The sequence below is a fragment of the Collinsella sp. HCP3S3_D1 genome (genome assembly GCF_052064015.1).
GTDB lineage: Bacteria > Actinomycetota > Coriobacteriia > Coriobacteriales > Coriobacteriaceae > Collinsella.
In genome coordinates this window covers 16273-32428 of sequence record NZ_JBQHWK010000002.1, presented here as the reverse complement: position 1 = coordinate 32428, position 16156 = coordinate 16273, and the positions used below count along the sequence as shown (strand labels likewise).

Here is a 16156-nt window from a genome sequence, read left to right as displayed (position 1 = left end):
AAGAGCCGCTATATTCGAGATATGGGTTTCTACACTCTCGTACGTCAAGCGTTCGAGCTCTCTGCAGCTGTCTATGTTCGCTCATCGCTCGTGATTGACTCGGGAGATTCTGACCACCGACATTTTGGCAACCAGATTACGGAAAGCGGGCTCACCGATCTCGGTGAGCCCGCAGACGTTGCGCATGCCGTTGTGGTTGCCTAATTTGAAGGCTGAGGCTGAATCTGCTGAGGGATGGATGCGAGGTATCTGATGGCGAGCTAAAGCCTGATGCTGATAATGCCAATGGTGCTGGCGAGAAGAATGAGGGCTATCAACGCAATCACAACTGCCAAAACTGCATACAACTGCTTCATTTTGCCTCCTGCCGAACTGGAAGAAATGAGTTCAATAACTGCTGATAGAATTCTACCAGCAGATTACTACTCAACGGTATGAGTGAGGCGTGTTTTGGAACATAGCAAACATGAGAGGGGCGTTCAGTCCGAATGTACCTCCGGGCATGATGAGCGTGTGGAAGTGTCTCGAAAAGAAGCGGTCGAGGCGAATGACAAGTGGGGTAAGAAGGTTGCCAAGTTTTTTGGAAAGCTGTCGACCAAGGTAAAGATCGCTTTGGTCGTGGTCATAGCGGTGACCCTTGTCGGATTTTTCGGCTTCATCCTCCCTTCAATGCTCGATAACGACGAAACTCAGTACCTCACGACATCGGATCTTAAGTCTGCTGTAGATATCGACAGTCTTTCTACGGTTGATTACACCTACCACGGCATCGTCGAGAAACACGGCAGGTTCCTCTGGATGGATCGCGTGGAATATCGCGTTAAATACGAGGCTCACATTCGTGCATCGTTTACGATGAGCGACATCCAGTTTGGCATCGACGAAGAGAATAAGGTCGTTACCGCCTATCTCCCCAAAGCGCAGGTTGGCGAGCCTCAGCTCGACAATAGTAAGTTTGGCTACCTTCCCGAAAACGCAACTGCAGATATAAAAGATGTTCTGTCACTTTGTCGCAAAGATGCCGCAGACGAAGTTGATAAAAAGGAGATTAAAAAACAGGCGGACGCGAGCTTGCGGGATACCGTGAAGGCCCTGACGCTGCCGCTTATCGAGGGTGAGTACGAGCTTGATTTCAAACCGTTGGCCGATTACAAGGGGGAGGCTGACTCCAATGCGTAAACCATGGTTGGTATGCTTTGCCCTCGTGGCGGCGCTGTCACTTACTGGGCTTTCGGGTTGCGCAAAAAAAGACGAAGAGCCTGATTTTTCGGGTTATACGAAGATCGCTGAGCTTGCTACCGTTGAGTGCAGATTCCATAACGTCGCGGAAATCTATAACGACGGCACCAATATGCTGTTTGGGATAAACGTGGGTTACAAGAAAGCGTGGTTCGAGTACGACGGAACCGTGCAGCTGGGTGTTGATGTTGCCAAGGTAGATGTCAGTAAGCCGGATGAGAACAATGTCGTAACTATCACAGTCCCTAATGCGCAGGTCCTCGGTCAGCCCCAAGCCGACGAGAGCACCTTTTCCGATATCTATAGCGATACCGGACTGCTAACTCCTATTACGACAGTTGATCAGTCCGCTGCACTTGAAGAAGCCCAAAACGAAATGATAAAAAGTGTCGAGGGCAATTCGACATTGATGAACAGCGCCCGTGAAAGAGCTAAAACTCTCTTGAGCCAGTACGTCACTGGAATTGGCGAGCGGATGGGCGAGAAGTACGAAGTTCAGTTTAAGGATGCAGAATAGGCTGACTTACAATTGCCTTGCTTGAGAGGGGCTTCGGATATGAAGGGCCTCCCATTTCTGGTTGTGTTAGAGATGGGAGGCCTCTTTTTGTATTCAACATCTCTTTACTGCTGCGTATCTAGCCGCGGCATCAATGAACTTCGCTAGCGCTTTCGGACTGTCAAAGGCAGACACAAGTGCCAGCCTTTTGACACCGTGTGATTTGAGGGGTGGCGTGCGATGGCTGCACGTCACCATGATGCATCTTGCGTTCGTCTACACCCCCGCGATCCCGCGCGCGGCACTCAGCAGCTCGTACTCCCTCTGACTCCATTGGCGCAGCTTGGCTGCGCGCACGGCATCGCGGCACAGGTCCAAAAACACCTCGGCTCCCTCGCAGAAGCACTCGCGGGCAAAGGCGCCGGATCCGTCCGCAACGCACATGCCGTCTGCAAACAACTTCCAACTCGACGGCTCGCGCGAGTCGTCTCCGAGCAGCTTGATCTGCAACACATGCGGGTCGCCGCCGGCGCAGAGCTCTTCCTCGAGTACCTGCACCGTAAAGCGCATCTGGTGGGAGAGACTGCTCTTGACCATGGCCGAGGCATAGCCGTTCGGCTTGTCCAGAAGATGTATTCGTTTTGGCTTGGCTGCCAGGTTGTGGAAATTGCGCTCGCTGCGCACGGAGAAATTGTCCATACGGACTCCTTTCATCGATGTTGGCAGGGCCACCGTGCCTCTTGGCCGGTTGGCGTCGGGATCGTGGAGCCAACTCTCTACCCCGACTCTGGATAAAACGCGCCCGCTCCTTGCGGGCACGATGGAGTCTATCAGCGCGCGCGGACACAAATCAAGCGCGCCTGCGAAATGATGTGCAGACGGCGCTTGATTACGCGGCAATTATTCGGCCAACATTCGGAAAAGTGTCGAAATCAGCCGTAAGAAAGTACGGAAAAGTGTCGGAATCGGCACCTCAAAAGTACGGAAAAGTGTCGAATCTGACGGTCTCAACATTCGGAAAAGTGTAACCGGATAACAAAACAGCACGTAGAAGCTGGTGCTACATATGGACGTTTCAGCCGCCCTCAGCCCTCGCTACTCGTCCCCGTCGTTGGGGTCGCCCTTGAGGTTGTTGACGTCGAGGTAGTCGTTGCTCTCGTCCTCTTTTTGCTGCGTTGCCGATTCGGACTCGACGGGGCTGCGGAACAGCTGGAATCCCTCAAACGCAATGACGCCAAGTAGCACCACGACAATCGCTATAAAGATAATCTTTGCTACTGGATTGAAATCCAAAAAGCGCGGCGCCTCTTCCGCGGCGTAGTAGTCGCCATAATAATCGTCGTTGTCAGTGTGGCTATCGGTGTATGAGGATGTGGGCATAGCTTGCGCGTGGTCGTCCGGCTCGTATTCGGAAGCGGACGCGGCGACAAGTGGATTTACCGGCTCGCCGAGCGTCGGCGCGCCGGCAGATGTTTCGTCCAGATCGGCATCAGCCCAGGAATCGAAGGCAAACTGACGGGTCGCAAAGTCGTCGAGATCTGCAACGGGCGGTTCGGGCGCAAGATGCTGCGCCGCGGCGATAAACGATGCCGTCTCGGAAGGATCGCCTGCCGAATGGGTTTTGCCGCTCATGTGCTCGTCGGCTGTCCAGGGGCGATCGCTCATCACGTCGTCGAGGCTCAACGCAAACAGATCGTCTTCGCCCTCGTCAAACACGCGTTTCGCATGCCTGGCGGCAGAAGCGAAGCCTCCGTGGCCGTTGCGCGATGCGTTGCTCGACCCCATCTTGTTCCATCCTTTCGAACTGTCTATTTCATCGATTATATGGAACTTGCCTTGCGGCCGAGTCTTGGATTCGTGCATTCCAGAACTCGCGCCCAAAAGGGGAGGGCGATCCGGCCGAGCTGCCTACTTGTCGCCGGCGGCAGCCTTTGCCTCGTTGAGGTAGCTATAGAAGCTGTACTTAGAGATGCCAAAGAACTCGCAGGCACGCTCGCTCGACTTGGAAATGAGGAAGGCGCCGCGACGATCGAGGTAGCCAATGGCGCGAATGCGCTCATCTTTGGTCATAAGGGCTGCGGGCTTGCCCACGTATTGCTCGCACTCGCGCAGCAGATCTTCGAGCAAGTCGCCGATGGTTTTGGTAATGGGCTCGGGCTCGGTGTAGCCCGTGCCGCCGGTGCCGGTAAAGGCATCGAGCGAGCGCTCAAAAGCTTTCATGAGCGTAATGTCAAAGTTAATGCCCAAAATGCCGACAGGCTTGCCCTCGTCGTTGCGGATAAAGATGGTCGAGGACTTAAGCAGCTTGCCATCGGCGGTTTTGGTGAGGTATGGCTCGCGGTCGTGCACGTCGGTGGTGTCCTCGTGCATGGACTCAAACACAATATGGCTGGGACCGTCACCCAGTTTGCGTCCGCTTACATGGCCGTTTTCGATCACTACGATGGAGTGATCCACGTCCTCGGTCTCCAGGTCGTGGACGACGACTTCGCAGTTGGGGCCAAACTGGAGCGCCAGGCCGTGTGCAAGGCGCTTATAAAACTCAATCTGTGCGGGGGTCATGGGTGCCTTCCTAAAAATTAGTTTGGGCACACTTTGCCATAAACCCCACTTGTTCGCAAATAACGAAAGCGTCGCTGCGTTATGAGCGCAACGCCGTCCGTTGGTTTCAGGCCTAAAGCCGGGTTGAGGTAAGCCATGTAAAGGGGGCGCTCTGCCAACCGGCGGGGTGCCCCCTTTTTGCGTCGTGGGCGTGCGGGATAAGCGCTTTCGATGTAGGTGCCCCGCGGCGCGAGTTATGGGTACGATGGCTTCAGGGGAGGTATCGCCATGAAACTTGGATGCGTCATTATGGCTTCGGGCGAGGGCAAGCGGTTTGGCTCTAACAAGATGCTTGCCGATATCTATGGCGAGCCGCTGATTGCCCGGACCATCGATTCGGTTCCCCGGGGCTTTGACGTTGTGGTTTCGACGCGCTGGCCCGAGGTCGCTCAGATTTGCGAGGACAAGCATTGCCCGTGCGCGCTGCACGAGGGTGAGCTGCGCAGCGAAAGCGTCCGTGCGGGCCTTTCGTGGGGATTCGATCACAACTGGAAAGGTTGCCTCTTTTTGCCGGGCGACCAGCCGCTTGTGAGCGCGGATTCTTTTGAGGCCATGGTTCGCGCGTTTGACGAGCGCGGCCGCAAACACCCGGTGCGCTTGGCGTGCAGCGGTGAGCCTTCGAGCCCGGTGCTCTTTCCGGCGGAACTGTTCGATGCGCTTATGTGTCTTGAGGGCAAGGACGGCGGCGGTTCGATTCTCAAGGACCGCACCGACGTGGTGCTGGTCGAGGCGCGTGCCTACGAGCTGTGGGACGTCGATACCGCCAAGGGACAGCGCCGCGTCTCAGAACACGTTGCGGCCTGCTACGCGCCTCGCTAGCAGGGGGTGCCGCCAGGGGTAGCTAATTTGGGACGGGGCTCTTTTAGCTACCCTGCCTACCTGATGATTTTTCTCTCAACATGGGGTAGCTAAAAGAGCCCCGTCCCAAATTAGCTACCCCTGGAGGCTGGTGGCGACGACGGGGCGGCCGAGGGCAGCCTCAAAGCGGTCGGCTATCGTGGGGTCGCTGAGCGCGTCGACTTGGTTGAGTATGACGTGCGCGGCGTCGAGCCTCAGCGCCTGCATTTCGGCATTGAGCACCTGGGCGACGCGCTCGGGCGTGGCGATGTCGGTGGTCTCGCAGCCGCAACGCTCGCAAAAGAGCTCGGGGCGGTGGACGGCTTCGTTGATGGGCTTGCCGAGCCCCGAGGCGCCAACGATCCAGACGATGTTGGCCGTGCCAGAGGGAATCACCGGCTCCCAGGCAGCGTGGGCTTTGAGCGGGAGCCGCTTGCTGCCGTCCGCCTCGGCCAAGACGTAGTTAAAGCGCTGTGCCAGCTTGCCGAGCGGCTCGGCGGGGGCGGAGAGCTTGCCCGTCTCGGGGTCCAAGACACCTGCTTGGCAGATGCTTCCCCGCGCAAGGCCCGCGCAGGCCTCGCAGGTGCAACCGGGGACATGTGCGGCGCCCGGCTTCCAAGGTGCGGCGTCCAGGAGACGACTCGACCCGTCCCATGGCACGCCGGCGACGGGAAACATATGCGTGGTGGTGCAGAGGAGCACGCGGCCGCCCACGCGCATAAGCTCAAGGCCGAGCGCCTTTAGCAAGGTCGACTTGCCACCGCTGCCGATAATCGCGGTAATGCCCGGCTCGAGCTTGAGCGCGGAGACAAGGTTTCCGCTCGTCGTTTCCATCTGTTCACCGCCGTATAATACTGTGATAATAAATAATCATCAGAGTAGCGGTCGAACCGCTTTTGCTCTGCTCAAACCGTAGCACAGGGAGGTGCCCCGGAAATGCTCGTTTATGTTCGCGGCGCCGGCGATATCGCCACGGGCGTCGCCGCCCGTTTGGTGCGCGCCGGCGTGTCGGTCGTTATGGCCGATATCGCGGTTCCCACGTGTATCCGCCGCACAATCAGTTTTTGCGAGGCCATTCGCCTGGGCGAGGTTCAGGTCGAGGGCATTCGCGCCCGCTTGGCGCAGACGCCGGCAGAGGCGCTTGCAATTACCCAGGCCGGAGATGTTGCCGTCGTGGTGGATCCCCAGGCCAAGATGCTCGACGAACTTAAGCCCGCTGCCGTGGTCGACGCGATCCTGGCCAAGCGCAATTTGGGCACCACGCGCGATATGGCGCCTGTCGTCATTGCCGTAGGACCGGGCTTTACCGCGCCGCTCGATTGCGATGCCGTGGTCGAGACCATGCGCGGTCATTTTCTCGGCCGCGTCATCACCCAGGGCTCGCCCCAGCCCAATACGGGCGTGCCGGGTGTCATCGCCGGCTATGGCAAGGAGCGCGTTATCCACAGCCCCGCCGCCGGCGTGTTTAGGTCCGACCATGTGATTGGCGACATCGTGAGTGCCGGTGATGCGATTGGGTATGCGGGCGATGCGCCCATGGTCACGCAGATTGACGGCTGCTTGCGCGGGCTTTTGGCGAACGGCGTTCAAGTCACTGAGGGCTTTAAATGTGCCGATGTCGATCCACGCGGCGATGCCAGCTATATCAACTATATTTCGGACAAGGCGACGTCGGTCGGCGGCGGCGTACTCGAGGCGCTCGCCATGTTCACCGACGTTTTTAGGTGATAGGAAGCGACGATGGAAAAGCTCGATGTGGTGAATGCTGCGCTTGGCGCTCTGAAGGCCGGTAAGACGTGCGAGCTGGTGGTAGTTGCCGGCACGGCAGGGTCATCGCCGCGCGGCGTGGGCGCCTGGATGGCCGTCTTTGCCGATGGCAGCCAAGCGGGCACCATCGGTGGCGGTAAGATTGAGCTCCTTGCGCTGGACGAGGCGCGCGAGCTGTTGGCCGCAGGGCAATCGCGTCTGGTCCGCTACACCATGGGCGGCGAGAACTCCGATACCGGCATGATCTGCGGCGGAGCCATCTGCCTGTGCTATCTGCACCTGGATGCATCGCAGGCGCCGTTGTTCCAGTCGGTTGCCGACGTCTTGGCGTATCGACGCATCGGCGACTTCGTCATCGACTTTGAACCGTTTATCGCAAGCGCGCTCGAAAGCGACGCTGCCGAATACCATGGCGAGGAGTCGCGCCGCACCATTGTGGGTTGCCCCGGGCTTTCGCTGACGGAAGAGGGGAGTAAGGTCACCTACACCAACGCCGCCTCCGAGATTCCCCCGGCGCACATCGAGACGCTTTGCCCCGAGGGCCTGACCTACATCTTTGGCTGCGGTCACGTGGGCGCCGCGACGGCGCGCGTGCTCACGGCGGCGGGCTTTGCCGTTGTGGCGTGCGATGACCGCCCCGGCACGCTGACGCCCGAATGGGTGCCCGGCGTCTACGACCGTCGTCTGGTCGACTACAAGAACCTGGACGAGCAATGCCCCATCGGTCCGCGCGATCTGGTGGTCGTCGCCACGGCGGGCCACAAGTCCGATATCGATGTGGTGATTCAGGCCATGCGCGCCAAGCCCGCCTATTTGGGTTGCCTGGGTTCGCGCCGCAAGACGGCCTTTGTGCGGGCTCGCTTGGAGCAGGAGGGCTTTACGCAGGACCAGATCGACGAGCTGCACCTGCCGATCGGCGTTGCCATTCAGGCCGAGGATCCCGAAGAGATCGCCATCTCCATCGCCGCCGAGATGATCCATCTGCGTCGCACCAAGCTCGTCCCCCGCAAGCGCTAGTCGCATCCCAGAGGTAGCTAATTTGGGACGGGGCTCTTTTAGCTACCCTGCCTGCTCGATGATTTTTCTGGGACGGGGATTAAAAAATCATTAGGTACGCAATGATTTTTTAATCCCCGTCCCAGAAAAATCATCTCGAGGCGTTCGCTCACTGTTGGGTAGCTAAAAGAGCCCCGTCCCAAATTAGCTACCCCAGCCCTCTGCCGCATGCGGGTCAAAATGCTACCTGTGCCATATGCCCTATAATGTCCGCCCGTTGGGCGGCATAGGGCCGCTGCCTAGGGTATGGGAGGCGCAAATGGCAGAGTCGGTGGCAGGGGACGCCCTGTTCGAGCGTACGGGAAAAGTTTCGTTTGTGCAGGTATTGCCCCATGCACTGCAGCATGTGCTGGCGGCATTCGCGGGTATCGTCACGCCCGCTATCATCATCGCGTCGGTCTGCGGCTTCACGCCTCAAGAGGAAGCCGCCGTCATTCAGGCGTCGCTCGTCCTCTCGGCGCTTGACATTTTCCTTCAACAGTTCCCCATAAAAGGCATCGTCGGCTCGGGCTTGCCCATCGTGATGGGCGCGAGCTTTACCTTCGTGCCGGCACTTAAAGCGGTCGGTCTTGAGCTTGGTTTCGAGGCCGTGCTGGGCGCTCAAGTTATCGGCGGCGCGCTCGTCGTGCTCTTTGGTCTTTTGTTTAAGCGCGTGAGCTTTCTGTTCCCAGCTCCGGTGCTCGGTACCGTCATCTTTGTCATTGGCCTGTCGCTGTGCCCGGTTGCCGTGGCGTCCATGGCAGGCGGGGAGGGCGCGGCCGATTTTGGCAGCGTCACCAACTGGACCGTCGCGCTCGTGACGTTTGTCGTCACCTTTATGGCCGGTAACTACGGCAAGGGCGCGCTCAAGCTGGGCAGCATCCTGGCCGGTATCTGCGCAGGTTTTGTCGTTGCGGCGGTGTTGGGCATGGTCGACTTCTCGGCTGTCGCGACTGCAAGTTGGTTTGCCCCACCGGCGTTTGGCGCCCATCGTCTGGTGTTCGATCCAGCGGCGTGTGCCGTGGTGGGCGTTGTGGCCATCGTGAACGCCGTGCAGGTCATGGGAGAGTTTGCCGCCGTGTCCTCTGCGGCGCTCGATACCCCCGCGACCGATAGTCAGATCTCGGGCGGATTGATCGCCAATGGTCTCGTCGGTATGCTCTCGGGCTTTTTGGGCGGCGTCCCCACGGCAACCTTTGGCCAGAATGTGGGCATTATCGCCGAGAACAAGGTCGTTAACCGTATGGTCTTTACGCTCGCAGCCGCCATTCTGCTCGTCGCGGGCCTGCTGCCCAAGTGCGCGGCAGTGCTCACGTCCATTCCGCAACCGGTGATCGGCGGCGCCACCATTGGCGTGTTCGCAACCATCGGCATGAACGGTGTGGTCATGTTTTCCCGCCACGGCCTGTCTCAGCGCGATACCACGCTCATGGGTCTCTCTATCGCCTTTGGCACGGGCATTGAGCGCACGGCCGGCGCGCTCGCCGGCGCTGGATTCCCCGCATGGGTCGACACCGTCTTTGGCGGATCCTCCATTGCCGTCGCCGCACTTGTCGCCGTCGTCCTCAACCTGGTCCTGCCTCGCCAAAAATAACGACCCATATATGAGTTGCGGTGAAATACGGATTGTTTAAGCCTGTTAGGCCGCCAAACAGTCCCTATTTCACCGCAACTGTTTTTTGGGACCCATTTGTGCGGGGGAGTTGTGGAGTTGTGCAGGCAGACGATGTTTTTCTGGAAATACGCACCCAATGCGCGTATAGTACCGATTGTTTTGTCGGCTCCTGCTGCGTCGAGTCCAAACCGCGAAATGCCATGAGCGGCGCGGATGCAGTCAGGAGGCACGAGGACAACCCACCGTGGCCACGCCCCGTGCTTAAAACCCCAAGAAGGAGTGAACAATGGCAGAAGAGAAGTATGTGCCGCGTCTGAAGGCCAAGTACAACAACGAGGTCAAGCAGCAGCTTCAGGACAAGTTCCAGTACGAGAACGTCATGATGATCCCCAAGTTTGAGAAGATCGTCGTGAACATGGGTGTCGGCGAGGCCGCTACCGATTCCAAGGCCATCGACGGTGCCGTGCGCGACCTGCGCGCCATCACCGGCCAGCAGCCGATGATCACCCGTGCCCGCAAGTCCATCGCTACCTTCCGCCTGCGCGCTGGTATGCCGATCGGCTGCAAGGTTACCCTGCGTGGCGACCGTATGTGGGAGTTCTTCGATCGTCTGACCTCCGTCGCTATCCCTCGTATCCGCGACTTCCGCGGCATCTCCGCCAAGAGCTTCGACGGCCGTGGTAACTTCTCCATGGGCGTCACCGAGCAGCTCATCTTCCCCGAGATCGACTTTGACTCCGTCGATCACCAGCGTGGTATGGACATCACTTTCGTGACCACCGCCAACACCGATGAGGAGGCCAAGGCCCTTCTGGACGCCTTTGGTTTCCCGTTCAAGAAATAGGTTCACCTGCCCTATAAGCGCCGTTCCCACAAGGGGGCGGCGCTTGGGGCGAACAATACTCTATGTGAGGAGGATATAAGTGGCTAAGACATCGATGATCGTCAAGTGCAATCGCAAGCAGAAGTTCTCTACTCGTGAGTACACGCGCTGCCAGCGCTGCGGCCGTCCGCACTCTGTGTACCGCAAGTTCGGCCTGTGCCGTGTCTGCTTCCGCGAGCTTGCACTCAAGGGCGAGCTTCCCGGCGTTAAGAAGGCCAGCTGGTAAGTCACTACCAGCGTTTCAAGCATCCGTTTGGAACAGGGAAAACGTGCTAGTTAGGCTTTGCCGTTAAGGGCGGCGAAGAACCAAGAGCACGTGTTCATCAAGAACGAAGGAGAATCTGTATGAACCTTACAGACCCGATCGCAGATATGCTTACGCGCATTCGTAACGCTAACTCTGTGAACAAGGCCACGGTCTCCATGCCGAGCAGCAAGAAGCTCGTCGAGATCGCTCGTGTTCTGCACGAGGAGGGCTACATCGAGGGCTACGATGTCGAGGACACCGTTCCCCAGAAGACTCTGCACATCACGCTTAAGTATGGTCCCAAGAAGGCTAAGGTCATCAACGGCATCCGCCGCATTTCCAAGCCGGGCCTGCGTAAGTACACCGGCGTTGCCGACATGCCCCGCGTCCGCGGTGGCCTTGGTACCGCCATTATTTCCACCAGCCATGGCGTCATGACCGACCGCGATGCTCGCAAGCACAACGTCGGCGGCGAGATCATCGCTTACGTCTGGTAATTCGCTCGGTAGGTAGAAGGAAAGGAGATCACCGTGTCTCGTATCGGTAATAAGCCTGTCCAGATTCCCGCCGGAGTCGAAGTGGCAGTCAACGGCAACAACGTTGTCGTCAAGGGCCCCAAGGGCCAGCTCGAGCTCGATGTCTATGAGAAGCTCGCTATCAATATCGAGGACAACGTCCTCACCGTTTCCCGTCCCGACGACGAGCGTGAGACCCGTGCCCGCCACGGCCTCACCCGCGCCCTCATCCACAACATGGTTGTTGGCGTTTCCGAGGGCTTCGAGAAGAAGCTCGAGCTCGCCGGCGTCGGTTACCGCGTGCAGCAGAAGGGCAAGAACCTCGAGTTCTCCCTGGGCTTCTCGCACCCCGTGATCGTCGAGGCTCCCGAGGGTATCACCTTCGAGGTTCCCGACAACACCCACGTGAACGTCAAGGGTATCAACAAGCAGCAGGTCGGTCAGATCGCCGCTGAGATCCGCGGCCACCGTCCTCCCGAGCCTTACAAGGGCAAGGGTATCCACTACGTTGGCGAGCACATCCGCCGCAAGCTGGGTAAGGCCGCCAAGTAGTCGTAACCGACTCACTCGCATAAGACCAGCACCCCGTTAGGTGCTGGCAAGATCAACCTTTTTAGGAGTTTACGTATGAACAAGCATAAGGCGAAGCTGGAAGGCCTCAAGCGTCGTCAGCGTCGTGTTCGCGGCAAGATCTCGGGTACCGCCGAGCGTCCGCGTCTTCGCGTGACCCGTACTAACGCCAACATCTATGCCCAGATCATCGACGACAGCAAGGGCTCCAGCCTGACGCTCGTCTCTGCCTCGACCCTCGAGGCCGAGTTCAAGGGCACCCACACCTCGAACAAGGAGGCTGCGGAGAAGGTCGGTCAGCTCGTTGGCAAGCGTGCCATCGAGGCCGGCATCACCAAGGTCGCCTTCGATCGCGGTGGCCGTATCTACCATGGTCGCGTCAAGGCCCTCGCCGACGGTGCTCGTGCCGCCGGTCTCGAGTTCTAGGAGGTATGTAGCACATGGCTCGTAATCAGAAGCAGCAGCGCGAGGCCTCCGAGTTCGAGGAGCGCGTCGTTTACATCAACCGCGTGTCGAAGACCGTCAAGGGCGGTCGTCGCATGAGCCTCGTCGCTCTCGTCGTCGTTGGCGATGGCAAGGGCAACGTCGGCGTTGGCATGGGCAAGTCCGCTGAGGTGCCCATGGCCATCTCCAAGGCGTCTCTCGATGCCAAGAAGAACATGTTCCACGTGCCGGTGACCGAAGAGGGCACCATTCCGCACGAGGTTATCGGCCACTTTGGTGCCGGCCGCATCATCATCAAGCCCGCTGTCGAGGGTACCGGCGTTATCGCCGGCGGCGCTGTGCGTCCCCTCTTTGAGCTTGCTGGCATCAAGAACGTCCTGTCCAAGTCCCTCGGTACCGACAACGGCCTCAACATCATCAAGGCTGCCGTCGAGGGCCTCAAGGAGCTCTCCAGCCCTGAGGACGTCGCGGCTCGCCGTGGCCTGACGGTCTCCGAGATGTTCGTCGGTAAGGAGAACTAAGCATGGCTGACACCATCAAGATCAAGCAGGTCCGCAGCACCAACGGTTGCAAGCAGGACCAGGTCCGTACTGTCCGTGCCCTCGGTCTCCACAGGATCCGCGAGGTTCGCGAGATTACTGACAACGAGTCCGTCCGCGGCATGATCTTCAAGGTCAAGCACCTTGTCGAGATTGTAGAGGAGTAGCAAATGCAGCTTCACGATCTTACTCCCGCGCCCGGTTCCACCAAGAACCGCAAGCGCGTTGGCCGTGGCAATTCTTCGGGTCACGGCACCACTTCTGGCCGCGGCCAGAAGGGCCAGGGCTCTCGCTCTGGCGGCACCAAGGGTGCCGGCTTCGAGGGTGGCCAGACTCCGCTGGCTATGCGCCTGCCCAAGCTTCCGGGCTTCCGCAACCCCCGTCGTATCGAGTACACCGCTGTTAACGTTGAGCGTCTCGAGCGTAAGTTCGAGGATGGCGCTGTGATCGACGGTGCCGCTCTTAAGGCCGCTCGCATCACCAAGAGCGAGTTCGAGCCCGTCAAGGTGCTCGGCAATGGTGAGCTTACCAAGAAGTTCACGGTCAAGGTCGACAAGGTCAGCGCTTCTGCGCAGGCCAAGATCGAGGCCGCCGGCGGAAAGGTCGAGCTGCCGTGCTAAATGGTCTTAAGAATGCTTTCCGCATCAAAGAACTGCGCGAAAAGATTCTTTTTACCATAGCTATGCTCGTCGTGTACCGCATTGGTGCGCACGTTCCTGTGCCCGGCATTCCCTTCCAGGGGATGCTGGGCCTTTTCTCGACCGATAACAATTCGGTCGCCGCAGGTGCTATGGCCCTCCTGAATCTTTTCTCTGGCGGCGCGTTGAGCTATGTGTCGGTGTTTTCGCTGGGCATCATGCCTTACATCACCAGCTCGATCATCCTCCAGATGCTCCAGGCCGTTGTGCCTTCCCTGCATGAGCTTGCCCGCGAGGGCGAGGTCGGTCAGACCAAGATTACGCAGTATTCGCGTTACCTCACCCTGGCTCTGGCAATCCTCAACTCCGTGGGTTACCTCTTCCTCTTTAAGAGCTTCGGCATCAGCTTTAATGGCGCCGCCGCTCCCGAGATCATCTTCGACCTCATGATCGTCGGCACGCTCACCGCGGGCGCCATGCTGATCATGTGGATTGGTGAGCTCATTACCCAGCGCGGTATCGGCAATGGCATGTCGCTGATCATCTTTGCGAACATCATGGCCGGTCTGCCGCAGGCGATCTTCTCCAGCACCGAGGGCAATGGCGGTGGCATCATCACTATGGTGATCATCTGCGCCATCATCCTGCTGGTTATCCCGCTGATCGTTTTCCTTGAGCGCGGCCAGCGCCGCATTCCGGTCTCCTACGCTAAGCGCGTCGTGGGCCGTCGCATGATGGGTGGCCAGACCACCTACCTGCCCATCAAGGTCAACACCGCGGGTGTCGTGCCGATCATCTTCGCTTCGGCGCTGCTGTACTTCCCGGCTCAGGTTGCCGTGTTCTTCCCCGGCATCGGCTGGATTCAGGCAGTTGCCTCTGCGCTTTCGACCGGTTGGCTCAACTGGGTGCTTAACGTTGTCCTCATCGTGTTCTTCGCGTACTTCTACACCTCCATGGTGTTCAATCCCGATGACACGGCCGACAACCTTAAGAAGCAGGGCGGCTTCATTCCGGGCGTTCGTCCGGGTAGGGCTACCGCGGCCTACATCAAGAACGCGCTCAACAAGATTACGCTTCCCAGCGCTGTCTTTTTGGCGCTCATCGCCATCGTGCCTTCGATCATCTTCTCCTTCACGGGCAATCAGCTGATCCAGGCATTTGGCGGCACGTCCATCCTCATCATGGTCGGCGTCGTGCTCGACACGGTCGACAAGCTCGAAGGCCAGATCAAGATGTATGATTACGATGGATTCTTTAAATAGGCTAGAGGAGGATTGCTCATGAACCTGGTATTGCTCGGAGCTCCGGGTGCCGGTAAGGGCACCGTTGCACAGGAGCTCGTCGCCGAGTTTGGCGTCGCCCACATCTCCACGGGCGACCTGCTGCGTGCTGCCGTCAAGGGTGGCACCGAGCTTGGTATTCAGGCTAAGAAGTACATGGACGCTGGCGAGCTCGTTCCCGACCAGCTCGTGATCGACCTTGTCAAGGAGCGCCTTGCCGCCGATGACGCCCAGCAGGGCTTCATCCTCGACGGCTTCCCGCGCAACACCGCCCAGGCTGTGACGCTCGATTCCGAGCTCTCCGCCATGGGTCGCGAGATCGACTGCGCCCTTCTGGTCGACGTGGCCCCCGAGGTCATCATCGATCGTCTGTCTTCGCGTCGCACCTGCCGCGCCTGCGGTTACACCGGCACTGCTGCCGATGTTACTTGCCCCAAATGCGGCGGCGAGATGTATCAGCGCGACGACGATAAGCCCGAGACCATCAAGAACCGTCTCGACGTCTACGAGAAGTCCACGAGCCCGCTTGTCGATTACTATCGTGGCCAGGGTCTGCTCAAGTCGGTCAACGGTGACCAGGCTCGCGAGACCGTATACGGGGATGTCAAAGAGGCCCTCGGTCTATGATTAAGATTAAGTCTGCAACGCAAATCGAGCAGATGAAGAAGGCAGGAGCGCTATCTAAGATGGCGCTCCGCCACGTTGGAGCCATGGTGCGCCCCGGCGTTTCGACTTTTGAGCTCGATCAGCTCGCGGAGCAGATTATCCGCATGCATGGCGGCACCCCGGCCTTTAAGGGTTACGGCGGGTTCCCGGGGACCATTTGCGCATCGATCAACGATGCCGTGGTCCACGGTATTCCCAACCCCGATATGATCCTGCGCGATGGCGATATCATCTCTATCGATACGGGAGCCGTTGTCGACGGTTGGGTTGGCGATAACGCATGGACGTTTTTCGTCGGCACCCCTACGCCCGAGGCCAAGGCCCTGTGCGAGGTTACGCGCGATTGCCTTAAGGCTGCCATTGAGCAGGCTGTTCCCGGTAACCATATCGGGGATGTTGGCCATGCCGTCCAGTCTCTCGCCGAGTCTCACGGTTATGGCGTGCTTCGTGACTATGTGGGCCATGGCATTGGCCGCGCGATGCACGAGGACCCCAATGTTCCTAACTATGGAAAGAAGGGGAGGGGCGTTCGCCTCCAGGCCGGTATGGTCATTGCCATCGAGCCGATGGTAACGATGGGTTCCAACCATGTGAGCACGGGCTCCGACGGTTGGATCGTCACCACCAACGACCACCTGCCCGCCGCGCACTACGAGAACACCGTCGCCATCACCAATGACGGTCCGGTGATTCTCACCACCGATGCGCAAGGATCCTGGTGTTCGCTCCAAGGCGGAGAAATGTAAAAGTTGCCGCCCCCTGATGCCCAACCTCGCCTTTCAAT

Annotated in this window: 21 protein-coding genes and 1 riboswitch; of the genes, 17 read left to right on the top strand and 4 right to left on the bottom strand. The window is 58.9% G+C overall.

Annotated features, from left to right (window positions below):
* Positions 1 to 450: 450 nt before the first annotated feature.
* Together ACTNDJ_RS00865 and ACTNDJ_RS00860 are read left to right on the top strand one after the other, a co-directional pair.
* Positions 451 to 1179, top strand: coding sequence for a DUF4230 domain-containing protein (locus ACTNDJ_RS00865; RefSeq protein WP_441083185.1), 729 nt, complete (start codon positions 451 to 453; stop codon positions 1177 to 1179).
* The gene (locus ACTNDJ_RS00860) at positions 1172 to 1756 is read left to right on the top strand and encodes a DUF4230 domain-containing protein (RefSeq protein ID WP_441083184.1); all 585 of its coding nucleotides are present in this window, start codon (positions 1172 to 1174) and stop codon (positions 1754 to 1756) included. The genes ACTNDJ_RS00865 and ACTNDJ_RS00860 overlap by 8 nt, the downstream gene beginning before the upstream one ends.
* Positions 1757 to 2011: 255 nt before the next feature.
* Here the strand turns inward: ACTNDJ_RS00860 and ACTNDJ_RS00855 are convergent, their stop codons facing one another.
* From ACTNDJ_RS00855 to ACTNDJ_RS00845, 3 genes are all read right to left on the bottom strand, one after another.
* Entirely contained in the window at positions 2012 to 2434 is a 423-nt protein-coding gene (locus tag ACTNDJ_RS00855) for a hypothetical protein (protein WP_441083183.1), read from the bottom strand.
* Between the two features lie 8 nt (positions 2435 to 2442).
* A riboswitch (SAM riboswitch) is annotated at positions 2443 to 2533 on the bottom strand.
* 297 nt (positions 2534 to 2830) lie between these two features.
* Positions 2831 to 3520, bottom strand: coding sequence for a hypothetical protein (locus ACTNDJ_RS00850; protein WP_441083182.1), 690 nt, complete (start codon positions 3518 to 3520; stop codon positions 2831 to 2833).
* A gap of 123 nt (positions 3521 to 3643) precedes the next feature.
* Positions 3644 to 4297, bottom strand: coding sequence for a helix-turn-helix transcriptional regulator (locus ACTNDJ_RS00845; protein ID WP_441083181.1), 654 nt, complete (start codon positions 4295 to 4297; stop codon positions 3644 to 3646).
* 267 nt (positions 4298 to 4564) lie between these two features.
* On the opposite strand from ACTNDJ_RS00845, the gene ACTNDJ_RS00840 reads away from it, so the two are divergent.
* Positions 4565 to 5155 carry a nucleotidyltransferase family protein gene (locus ACTNDJ_RS00840; protein ID WP_441063367.1) on the top strand — a complete coding sequence of 197 codons (591 nt, stop codon included), beginning with the start codon at positions 4565 to 4567 and terminating at the stop codon, positions 5153 to 5155.
* A 114-nt stretch (positions 5156 to 5269) separates the two neighbouring features.
* Here the strand turns inward: ACTNDJ_RS00840 and yqeC are convergent, their stop codons facing one another.
* On the bottom strand, positions 5270 to 6007 hold the full coding sequence (yqeC, locus tag ACTNDJ_RS00835) for a selenium cofactor biosynthesis protein YqeC (RefSeq protein ID WP_441083180.1): 738 nt from the start codon (positions 6005 to 6007) through the stop codon (positions 5270 to 5272).
* 102 nt (positions 6008 to 6109) lie between these two features.
* Here yqeC and yqeB point away from each other — a divergent pair, with 102 nt between their 5' ends.
* From yqeB to map, 14 genes are all read left to right on the top strand, one after another.
* Entirely contained in the window at positions 6110 to 6901 is a 792-nt protein-coding gene (gene yqeB, locus ACTNDJ_RS00830; RefSeq protein WP_441063370.1) for a selenium-dependent molybdenum cofactor biosynthesis protein YqeB, read from the top strand.
* 12 nt (positions 6902 to 6913) lie between these two features.
* On the top strand, positions 6914 to 7957 hold the full coding sequence (locus tag ACTNDJ_RS00825) for an XdhC family protein (protein ID WP_441063372.1): 1044 nt from the start codon (positions 6914 to 6916) through the stop codon (positions 7955 to 7957).
* 298 nt (positions 7958 to 8255) lie between these two features.
* Positions 8256 to 9569, top strand: coding sequence for a uracil-xanthine permease family protein (locus tag ACTNDJ_RS00820; protein WP_441044624.1), 1314 nt, complete (start codon positions 8256 to 8258; stop codon positions 9567 to 9569).
* A gap of 307 nt (positions 9570 to 9876) precedes the next feature.
* Positions 9877 to 10434 carry a 50S ribosomal protein L5 gene (gene rplE, locus ACTNDJ_RS00815; RefSeq protein WP_154516073.1) on the top strand — a complete coding sequence of 186 codons (558 nt, stop codon included), beginning with the start codon at positions 9877 to 9879 and terminating at the stop codon, positions 10432 to 10434.
* Positions 10435 to 10513: 79 nt separating this feature from the next.
* Positions 10514 to 10699, top strand: coding sequence for a type Z 30S ribosomal protein S14 (locus ACTNDJ_RS00810; protein ID WP_022094280.1), 186 nt, complete (start codon positions 10514 to 10516; stop codon positions 10697 to 10699).
* A gap of 119 nt (positions 10700 to 10818) precedes the next feature.
* Positions 10819 to 11217, top strand: a complete 399-nt coding sequence (gene rpsH / locus ACTNDJ_RS00805; RefSeq protein ID WP_006235262.1) for a 30S ribosomal protein S8 — start codon at positions 10819 to 10821, stop codon at positions 11215 to 11217.
* A gap of 33 nt (positions 11218 to 11250) precedes the next feature.
* Positions 11251 to 11787, top strand: a complete 537-nt coding sequence (rplF, locus tag ACTNDJ_RS00800) for a 50S ribosomal protein L6 (RefSeq protein ID WP_370450587.1) — start codon at positions 11251 to 11253, stop codon at positions 11785 to 11787.
* A gap of 75 nt (positions 11788 to 11862) precedes the next feature.
* Entirely contained in the window at positions 11863 to 12231 is a 369-nt protein-coding gene (gene rplR, locus ACTNDJ_RS00795; RefSeq protein WP_118270231.1) for a 50S ribosomal protein L18, read from the top strand.
* Between the two features lie 14 nt (positions 12232 to 12245).
* A complete protein-coding gene (gene rpsE, locus ACTNDJ_RS00790) occupies positions 12246 to 12770 on the top strand; it encodes a 30S ribosomal protein S5 (RefSeq protein WP_154516070.1) in 525 nt (174 codons plus the stop codon).
* 2 nt (positions 12771 to 12772) lie between these two features.
* Complete coding sequence (gene rpmD, locus ACTNDJ_RS00785; RefSeq protein WP_154516067.1) at positions 12773 to 12955, top strand: 50S ribosomal protein L30; 183 nt, start codon at positions 12773 to 12775, stop codon at positions 12953 to 12955.
* A 3-nt stretch (positions 12956 to 12958) separates the two neighbouring features.
* Positions 12959 to 13408: a 50S ribosomal protein L15 gene (gene rplO / locus ACTNDJ_RS00780; RefSeq protein WP_006235267.1), complete on the top strand. Its 450-nt coding sequence runs from the start codon at positions 12959 to 12961 to the stop codon at positions 13406 to 13408.
* Complete coding sequence (gene secY / locus ACTNDJ_RS00775) at positions 13402 to 14688, top strand: preprotein translocase subunit SecY (protein ID WP_370450586.1); 1287 nt, start codon at positions 13402 to 13404, stop codon at positions 14686 to 14688. The genes rplO and secY overlap by 7 nt, the downstream gene beginning before the upstream one ends.
* An 18-nt stretch (positions 14689 to 14706) precedes the next feature.
* Complete coding sequence (locus tag ACTNDJ_RS00770; RefSeq protein ID WP_347486596.1) at positions 14707 to 15333, top strand: adenylate kinase; 627 nt, start codon at positions 14707 to 14709, stop codon at positions 15331 to 15333.
* Complete coding sequence (gene map, locus ACTNDJ_RS00765; protein ID WP_441063374.1) at positions 15330 to 16118, top strand: type I methionyl aminopeptidase; 789 nt, start codon at positions 15330 to 15332, stop codon at positions 16116 to 16118. The genes ACTNDJ_RS00770 and map overlap by 4 nt, the downstream gene beginning before the upstream one ends.
* Positions 16119 to 16156 lie beyond the last annotated feature (38 nt).

What these genes read in the sequence shown, in the direction of transcription:
- ACTNDJ_RS00825 (WP_441063372.1), top strand. Translation starts at nt 6,914, where the DNA reads ATGGAAAAGCTCGATGTGGTGAATGCTGCGCTTGGCGCTCTGAAGGCC.
- rpmD (WP_154516067.1), top strand. Translation starts at nt 12,773, where the DNA reads ATGGCTGACACCATCAAGATCAAGCAGGTCCGCAGCACCAACGGTTGC.
- ACTNDJ_RS00855 (WP_441083183.1), bottom strand. Translation starts at nt 2,434, where the DNA reads ATGGACAATTTCTCCGTGCGCAGCGAGCGCAATTTCCACAACCTGGCA.
- map (WP_441063374.1), top strand. Translation starts at nt 15,330, where the DNA reads ATGATTAAGATTAAGTCTGCAACGCAAATCGAGCAGATGAAGAAGGCA.
- rplO (WP_006235267.1), top strand. Translation starts at nt 12,959, where the DNA reads ATGCAGCTTCACGATCTTACTCCCGCGCCCGGTTCCACCAAGAACCGC.
- ACTNDJ_RS00820 (WP_441044624.1), top strand. Translation starts at nt 8,256, where the DNA reads ATGGCAGAGTCGGTGGCAGGGGACGCCCTGTTCGAGCGTACGGGAAAA.
- rplE (WP_154516073.1), top strand. Translation starts at nt 9,877, where the DNA reads ATGGCAGAAGAGAAGTATGTGCCGCGTCTGAAGGCCAAGTACAACAAC.
- ACTNDJ_RS00850 (WP_441083182.1), bottom strand. Translation starts at nt 3,520, where the DNA reads ATGGGGTCGAGCAACGCATCGCGCAACGGCCACGGAGGCTTCGCTTCT.
- ACTNDJ_RS00770 (WP_347486596.1), top strand. Translation starts at nt 14,707, where the DNA reads ATGAACCTGGTATTGCTCGGAGCTCCGGGTGCCGGTAAGGGCACCGTT.
- rplR (WP_118270231.1), top strand. Translation starts at nt 11,863, where the DNA reads ATGAACAAGCATAAGGCGAAGCTGGAAGGCCTCAAGCGTCGTCAGCGT.
- ACTNDJ_RS00845 (WP_441083181.1), bottom strand. Translation starts at nt 4,297, where the DNA reads ATGACCCCCGCACAGATTGAGTTTTATAAGCGCCTTGCACACGGCCTG.
- yqeC (WP_441083180.1), bottom strand. Translation starts at nt 6,007, where the DNA reads ATGGAAACGACGAGCGGAAACCTTGTCTCCGCGCTCAAGCTCGAGCCG.
- rpsE (WP_154516070.1), top strand. Translation starts at nt 12,246, where the DNA reads ATGGCTCGTAATCAGAAGCAGCAGCGCGAGGCCTCCGAGTTCGAGGAG.
- yqeB (WP_441063370.1), top strand. Translation starts at nt 6,110, where the DNA reads ATGCTCGTTTATGTTCGCGGCGCCGGCGATATCGCCACGGGCGTCGCC.
- ACTNDJ_RS00840 (WP_441063367.1), top strand. Translation starts at nt 4,565, where the DNA reads ATGAAACTTGGATGCGTCATTATGGCTTCGGGCGAGGGCAAGCGGTTT.
- rpsH (WP_006235262.1), top strand. Translation starts at nt 10,819, where the DNA reads ATGAACCTTACAGACCCGATCGCAGATATGCTTACGCGCATTCGTAAC.
- ACTNDJ_RS00860 (WP_441083184.1), top strand. Translation starts at nt 1,172, where the DNA reads ATGCGTAAACCATGGTTGGTATGCTTTGCCCTCGTGGCGGCGCTGTCA.